Origin of the sequence: Bradyrhizobium macuxiense, assembly GCF_001542415.1 — a bacterium.
In the GTDB taxonomy this organism is placed as follows: Bacteria; Pseudomonadota; Alphaproteobacteria; order Rhizobiales; family Xanthobacteraceae; genus Bradyrhizobium; species Bradyrhizobium macuxiense.
On sequence record NZ_LNCU01000096.1, the window covers coordinates 52,524 to 59,363 of the forward strand.

General features: G+C 63.5%; 6 protein-coding genes and 1 pseudogene. All 7 read left to right on the forward strand.

Features of this window, described 5'->3' with window-relative positions; all coding sequences use genetic code 11:
* Positions 1-90: 90 nt before the first annotated feature.
* Positions 91-585: an NADH-quinone oxidoreductase subunit NuoI gene (nuoI, locus tag AS156_RS28795; protein ID WP_066511816.1), complete on the forward strand. Its 495-nt coding sequence runs from the start codon at positions 91-93 to the stop codon at positions 583-585.
* 9 nt (positions 586-594) lie between these two features.
* Complete coding sequence (locus AS156_RS28800) at positions 595-1,233, forward strand: NADH-quinone oxidoreductase subunit J (RefSeq protein ID WP_066511819.1); 639 nt, start codon at positions 595-597, stop codon at positions 1,231-1,233.
* Positions 1,230-1,538, forward strand: coding sequence for an NADH-quinone oxidoreductase subunit NuoK (nuoK, locus tag AS156_RS28805; RefSeq protein ID WP_027537255.1), 309 nt, complete (start codon positions 1,230-1,232; stop codon positions 1,536-1,538). Before AS156_RS28800 ends, nuoK begins: the two co-directional genes overlap by 4 nt.
* Before the next feature lie 8 nt (positions 1,539-1,546).
* Positions 1,547-3,619, forward strand: coding sequence for an NADH-quinone oxidoreductase subunit L (gene nuoL / locus AS156_RS28810; RefSeq protein ID WP_066511822.1), 2,073 nt, complete (start codon positions 1,547-1,549; stop codon positions 3,617-3,619).
* A complete protein-coding gene (locus AS156_RS28815) occupies positions 3,620-5,134 on the forward strand; it encodes an NADH-quinone oxidoreductase subunit M (RefSeq protein WP_066511824.1) in 1,515 nt (504 codons plus the stop codon). It abuts the gene before it with no gap.
* 106 nt (positions 5,135-5,240) lie between these two features.
* A complete protein-coding gene (gene nuoN, locus AS156_RS28820; protein WP_066511826.1) occupies positions 5,241-6,677 on the forward strand; it encodes an NADH-quinone oxidoreductase subunit NuoN in 1,437 nt (478 codons plus the stop codon).
* Positions 6,678-6,737: 60 nt separating this feature from the next.
* Positions 6,738-6,840 (forward strand): annotated as a pseudogene (locus AS156_RS45040) (biotin--[acetyl-CoA-carboxylase] ligase); the annotation flags it as partial.

Consider the following 6,840-nt stretch of genomic DNA (forward strand, 5'->3'; position numbering starts at 1 on the left):
GGAAGGTGTTCCTGCCGCTGTCGCTGGCGATGGTGGTGATCGTGGCCGCTGTGCTGCAGTTCACCGGCATCGCGCCGAAGTGAGGCCGTCATGAGTGTCAACGTCAACGCAACAGCCCGCTCGCTTCTCCTGTCGGAATTCGTCTCGGCGTTCTTCCTCGCCATGCGTTATTTCTTCAAGCCGAAGCCGACGCTGAACTATCCCTTCGAGAAGGGCCCGATCTCGCCGCGCTTCCGCGGCGAGCACGCGCTGCGCCGCTATCCCAATGGGGAAGAGCGCTGCATCGCCTGCAAGCTGTGCGAGGCGATCTGCCCGGCGCAGGCGATCACGATCGAGGCCGGTCCGCGCCGCAACGACGGCACCCGCCGCACGGTGCGTTACGACATCGACATGGTGAAGTGCATCTATTGCGGCCTGTGCCAGGAGGCATGCCCGGTCGACGCCATCGTCGAGGGACCGAATTTCGAATTCGCGACCGAGACCCGCGAGGAGCTCTTCTATGACAAGGCCAAGCTGCTGGCCAATGGCGACCGCTGGGAGCGCGAGATTGCGAAGTCCATCGCACTCGACGCGCCGTACCGGTGAGGTGAGGGCATGATCCTTCCGGCGTTGTTCTTCTATCTGTTTGCCGCCGTCTGCGTGGCGTCGGCGGTCATGGTGATTGTCTCGCGCAATCCCGTGCACTCCGTGCTGTTCCTGATCCTGGCCTTCGTCAACGCGGCCGGCCTGTTCATCCTGATGGGGGCCGAGTTCCTCGGGATGATCCTGATCGTGGTCTATGTCGGCGCCGTCGCGGTGCTGTTCCTGTTCGTGATCATGATGCTCGACGTCGATTTCGTGGAGTTGCGCGAAGGCTTCATCCAGTATTTGCCGGTCGGCATCGTGATCGGCGGCATCTTCATGTTCGAGCTGCTGCTGGTCGTCGGCGCCTGGGTAATCAATCCGCAGGTCGCCAAGACGATCACGGCGGCGATCCCGACCAATGTCAGCAACACTGAGGCGCTCGGCCTCGTGCTCTATACGAAGTACATCCATTACTTCCAGCTCGCCGGCATGGTGCTGCTGGTCGCGATGATCGGCGCCATCGTGCTGACGCTGCGTCACAAGGCCAACGTCAAGCGGCAGAACATCAATGTGCAGAACGCGCGCACGCCTGATATGGCGATGGCGTTGCGCAGGGTGACGGCGGGGCAGGGTCTGCAGGACGCCGACGCGGCGGAGTGGGTGAAATGACGATCGGGCTCGGGCACTATCTCGCGGTCGGCGCGATCCTGTTCACGCTCGGGATCCTCGGCATCTTCCTCAACCGCAAGAACATCATCGTCATTCTGATGTCGATCGAGCTGATCCTGCTCTCGGTCAACATCAACCTGGTGGCGTTCTCGACCTTCCTCGGCGATATCGTCGGCCAGGTGTTCGCGCTGCTGGTGCTGACGGTGGCGGCGGCCGAGGCCGCGATCGGCCTCGCCGTGCTGGTGGTGTATTTCCGCAACCGCGGTTCGATCGCGGTTGAAGACGTCAATCTGATGAAGGGCTAGGCGCAGTCATGGTTCAGGCAATCGTATTCCTGCCTCTGCTGGGCGCCGTCCTCGCGGGCATCATCGCGCTGGCCGGCGCGCATGCGCGCTGCCCGAGCGGCGACACCGTCGAGCACCACGACGATGCGCATGGTGACGCCCATGCCGCGGCGGCCCACGACGATCACGGCCATGACGACCATGGTCACGACGATCACCATGTCTCCGAGCCGGCGGCTGCCGGCTCGCGGCTGGCCGAGTTGATCACCACAGGCCTGCTGTTCGTCTCGGCGGCGCTGTCGTGGTTCACGCTGGTCGATGTCGGCTTCATGCACCATGACGCGCGCGTCGTGCTGCTGCCCTGGATCACCTCGGGCGACCTGCAGGTGTCCTGGACGCTGCGCGTCGACACGCTGACCGCGGTGATGCTGGTCGTGGTCAACACGGTGTCCGCGCTCGTTCACCTCTATTCCATCGGCTACATGGACGAGGACCCGAACCGGCCGCGTTTCTTCGGCTATCTCAGCCTGTTCACCTTCGCGATGCTGATGCTGGTGACCTCGGACAACCTCGTGCAGCTGTTCTTCGGCTGGGAGGGCGTCGGTCTGGCGAGCTACCTGCTGATCGGGTTCTGGTACCAGAAGCCGTCGGCGAACGCCGCGGCGATCAAGGCCTTCGTGGTCAACCGCGTCGGCGATTTCGGCTTCGCGCTCGGCATCTTCGCGATCTTCATGCTGGTGGGCTCGACGGATTTCGAGACCATCTTCCACGCCGCGCCCGGGCTGACCGGCAGGACCATCGACTTCTTCGGCTGGCACGTCGACGCACTGACGCTGACCTGTCTCCTGCTGTTCATGGGCGCGATGGGCAAGTCGGCGCAGTTCTTGCTGCACACCTGGTTGCCGGACGCGATGGAAGGCCCGACCCCGGTGTCGGCGCTGATCCATGCCGCGACCATGGTCACCGCCGGCGTGTTCATGGTGGCGCGGCTGTCGCCGCTGTTCGAGCTGTCGCCGACCGCGCAGGCGGTCGTGATGTTCTTCGGCGCGACCACGGCGTTCTTCGCCGCGACCATCGGCCTGGTGCAGAACGACATCAAGCGCATCGTCGCCTACTCGACCTGTTCGCAGCTCGGCTACATGTTCGTGGCGATGGGGGCGGGGGCCTACTCGGTCGGCATGTTCCACCTGTTCACGCACGCCTTCTTCAAGGCGCTGCTGTTCCTGGGCTCCGGCTCGGTGATCTATGCGATGCATCACGAGCAGGACATCCGCAACATGGGCGGCCTGTGGCGCAAGATCCCGTACACCTTCGCGGTGATGTGCATCGGCACGCTGGCGCTGACCGGCTTCCCGCTGTTCGCCGGCTACTTCTCCAAGGACGCGATCATCGAGTCGGCCTATGCGTCGCATAATCCGATGGCGACCTACGCCTATCTGCTGACGATCGTCGCCGCCGGCCTGACCTCGTTCTATTCCTGGCGTCTGATCTTCAAGACCTTCTTCGGCGAACCGCACGACCAGAAGCATTACGAGGCGGCGCATGAGAGCCCGATGTGGATGCTGGTCCCGATCGGCGTGCTCGCCGCGGGCTCGATCCTGGCGGGTCTTCCGTTCAAGGAGCTGTTCGCCAGCCCGCACGGGGTGGAGGAATTCTTCCGCGAGTCCGTGAAGATGAACCCGCATATCCTCGAGGACATGGAGCATATGCCGGCGCTGCTCGCCTACCTGCCGACGGTGATGATGGCCCTTGGCCTGTTCATCTCCTACATGTTCTACATCCGCAGGCCGTACCTGCCGGTCGAGCTCGCGAACCAGCAGCCGATGCTGTACCAGTTCCTGCTCAACAAATGGTACTTCGACGAGCTGTACGACTTCATCTTCGTGCGCCCGGCCAAGTGGCTCGGCTACACGCTCTGGAAGAAGGGCGACGGCTTCATGATCGACGGTCTCGGTCCCGACGGCATCTCGGCCCGCGTGCTCGACGTCACCCGCAACGTCGTCAAATTGCAGACCGGCTATCTCTATCACTACGCGTTCGCGATGCTGATTGGGGCGGCCGGATTGATCACCTGGTTCATGTTCGGCTTGGGAGGCCAGTAAATGACAACCTGGCCAATCCTTTCCGTCACGACCTTCCTTCCGGCGGTCGGCGCGATCCTGGTCTACCTGCTCGCTAGGGGCGGGGACGAGACCGCGAACCGCACGGCGCGCTGGATTGCGCTGTGGACCACGCTGATCACCTTCGCGATCTCGCTGATCCTGGTCGCGCGCTTCGATCCGGCCTCGACTGACTTCCAGTTCGTCGAGAAGGCGTCGTGGCTCGCCACCGGCATCAACTATCACATGGGCGTCGACGGCATCTCGCTGCCGCTCCTGATCCTGACCACCGCGATCATGCCGCTCTGCATCATCGCGAGCTGGAAGGCGATCACGCAGCGCGTCGGCGAATACATGATGGCGTTCCTGATCCTGGAAACGCTGATGGTCGGCACCTTCTCGGCGCTCGATCTCGTACTGTTCTATTTGTTCTTCGAGGGCGGCCTGATCCCGATGTTCCTGATCATCGGCGTCTGGGGCGGTCCGCGCCGGGTCTATGCGTCGTTCAAGTTCTTCCTGTACACGCTGCTCGGCTCGGTGCTGATGCTGCTCGCCATCATGGCGCTGTACTGGAACGCGGGCACGACCGACATCCCGACGCTGATGCACACGGCGGTGCCGCGCGGCATGCAGACCTGGGCGTGGCTCGCCTTCTTCGCCTCCTTCGCGGTGAAGATGCCGATGTGGCCGGTGCACACCTGGTTGCCGGATGCGCACGTCGAGGCGCCGACCGCGGGCTCGGTTGTGCTGGCGGCGATCCTCCTGAAGATGGGCGGCTACGGTTTCCTGCGCTTCTCGCTGCCGATGTTCCCGCTGGCCTCGCACGACTTCGCGCCGTTCGTGTTCACGCTCTCGGTCATCGCCATCATCTACACCTCGCTGGTGGCGCTGATGCAGGAGGACATGAAGAAGCTGATCGCGTACTCCTCGGTCGCGCATATGGGCTTCGTCACCATGGGCATCTTCGCGGTGACGACGCAGGGCGTCGCCGGCGGCATGTTCCAGATGGTCTCGCACGGCATCGTCTCCGGCGCGCTGTTCCTCTGCGTCGGCATCGTCTACGACCGCATGCATTCCCGCGAGATCGCGACCTATGGCGGCCTGGTGAACCGGATGCCGCTCTACGCGATGACGTTCATGGTCTTCACCATGGCCAATGTCGGTCTGCCCGGCACGTCCGGTTTCGTCGGCGAGTTCATGACGCTGATCGGCACCTTCAAGGTCTCGCTTCCGACGGCGTTCTTCGCCACCACTGGCGTGATCCTGTCGGCGGCCTATGCGCTCTGGCTCTACCGCAAGGTGGTGTTCGGCGCGCTGGTCAAGCCGGCGCTGATGTCGATCAAGGATCTCACCTTCCGTGAATGCCTGACGCTGTTCCCGCTGATCGCGCTGACCATCCTGTTCGGCGTCTATCCGAAGCCGGTGCTCGACATGTCGGCCGCTTCGGTCCAGCAGCTCGTCAACAACTACAACACCGCCGTGACTGCCGTGAAGGCAGCCTCGCTGGTCGTGAAATAGCATAGCGTTTTCAAGCGAAGTGGGGCCCGGTTCGCATGAAGAAAACGCGTCAAATAAAGAGGACGGGACCTCGATCTGAGTTGAGGTTCTCGGTTAGGACAGTGTCATGAGCTTTTCCAGTGCAGGTTATCAGTTGCAGCCGGTGCTGCCGGAGCTGGTGCTCGCGGTCGGCGCGATGGTGCTGTTGATGATCGGAGCCTATCGCGGGCAGGGGACGACCCGGCTCGTCACCACGCTCGCGGTCTTGCTGCTGGTCCTCACCGGCGTGCTGGAGCTGTGGCTGCCGGCCGGCAAGCTCGTCACCTTCGGCGGCAGCTTCATCGTCGACGACTTCGCCCGCTTCCTGAAGATACTGGCCCTGATCGGCTCGGCGGTCACGCTTATTCTGGCGACCGAATTCCTGTCCCAGCCGTCGGGCCGCTCCTTCGAGTTCTCGATCCTGGTGCTGCTGTCGACGCTCGGCATGATGGTGCTGATCTCGGCCGGCGACCTGATCTCGCTCTATCTCGGCCTCGAGCTGATGAGCCTTGCGCTCTACGTCGTCGCTGCGAGCCAGCGCGACAACGCCAAGTCCAGCGAAGCCGGCCTGAAGTACTTCGTGCTCGGCGCGCTGTCGTCGGGCATGCTGCTCTACGGCGCCTCGCTGATCTACGGCTTCACGGGCACGGTCAGCTTCGCCGGCATCGCCGCGGCGGCGACCAAGGGCAGCATCGGCATCGTGTTCGGCCTGGTCTTCCTGCTCGCCGGCCTCTGCTTCAAGGTCTCGGCGGTGCCGTTCCACATGTGGACGCCCGACGTCTATGAGGGCGCGCCGACGCCGGTCACCGCGTTCTTCGCGTCCGCGCCGAAGGTTGCCGCGCTCGCCGTGTTCACGCGCGCGACGCTCACCGCTTTCCCCGGCATCGTCACCGAGTGGCAGCAGATCCTGGTGTTCGTCTCGATCGCCTCGATGGCGCTGGGCTCGTTCGCGGCGATCGGCCAGACCAACATCAAGCGGCTGATGGCCTATTCCTCGATCGGCCATATGGGCTTCGCCCTGGTCGGGCTCGCTTCGGGCACTGTCGAGGGCGCGCAGGGTGTGCTGGTCTATATCGCGATCTATGTCGCGATGACGCTCGGTTCCTTCGCCATCATCCTGGCGATGAAGCGCGACGGCCAGGCACTCGAGCAGATCAGCGATTTCGCCGGTCTGTCGCGCACCAATCCGCTGCTCGCTTTCATCTTCGCGATGCTGCTGTTCTCGCTCGCCGGCATCCCGCCGCTCGCCGGCTTCTTCGCCAAGTGGTACGTCTTCGTCGCGGCGATCAAGGCGAACCTGTTCACGCTGGCGGTGATCGGCGTGCTGACCAGCGTGGTGGGCGCGTTCTACTATCTGTCGATCGTCAAGGTGATGTATTTCGACCAGCCGATCGGCAAGCTCGATCCGGTGCGAGTCGAGCTGCGCACGGTGCTGGCGGTCGCGGGCATCTTCAACATCTTCTTCTTCGCCTATCCGGGCCCGCTGGTCAGCATGGCATCGGCGGCGGCGAAGTCGCTATTCTGACGCGCATGGTTCCGAAACTGGAGACTGGCTTTCGGAGATGATCATGCGAAAAACGTCAAAATGACCTTCACGCTCGGACCCCGGGCCATTGCGGCGGGCTACAAGCTCGCCGCTTTCGATCAGGTCGGCTCGACCAATGCCGAGGCGATCCAGCGCGCGCGCG

Excerpts from the sequence above, each read along its gene's own strand:
- nuoI (WP_066511816.1), top strand. The coding sequence starts at position 91 with ATGAGTGTCAACGTCAACGCAACAGCCCGCTCGCTTCTCCTGTCGGAA.
- AS156_RS28800 (WP_066511819.1), top strand. The coding sequence starts at position 595 with ATGATCCTTCCGGCGTTGTTCTTCTATCTGTTTGCCGCCGTCTGCGTG.
- nuoK (WP_027537255.1), top strand. The coding sequence starts at position 1,230 with ATGACGATCGGGCTCGGGCACTATCTCGCGGTCGGCGCGATCCTGTTC.
- nuoL (WP_066511822.1), top strand. The coding sequence starts at position 1,547 with ATGGTTCAGGCAATCGTATTCCTGCCTCTGCTGGGCGCCGTCCTCGCG.
- AS156_RS28815 (WP_066511824.1), top strand. The coding sequence starts at position 3,620 with ATGACAACCTGGCCAATCCTTTCCGTCACGACCTTCCTTCCGGCGGTC.
- nuoN (WP_066511826.1), top strand. The coding sequence starts at position 5,241 with ATGAGCTTTTCCAGTGCAGGTTATCAGTTGCAGCCGGTGCTGCCGGAG.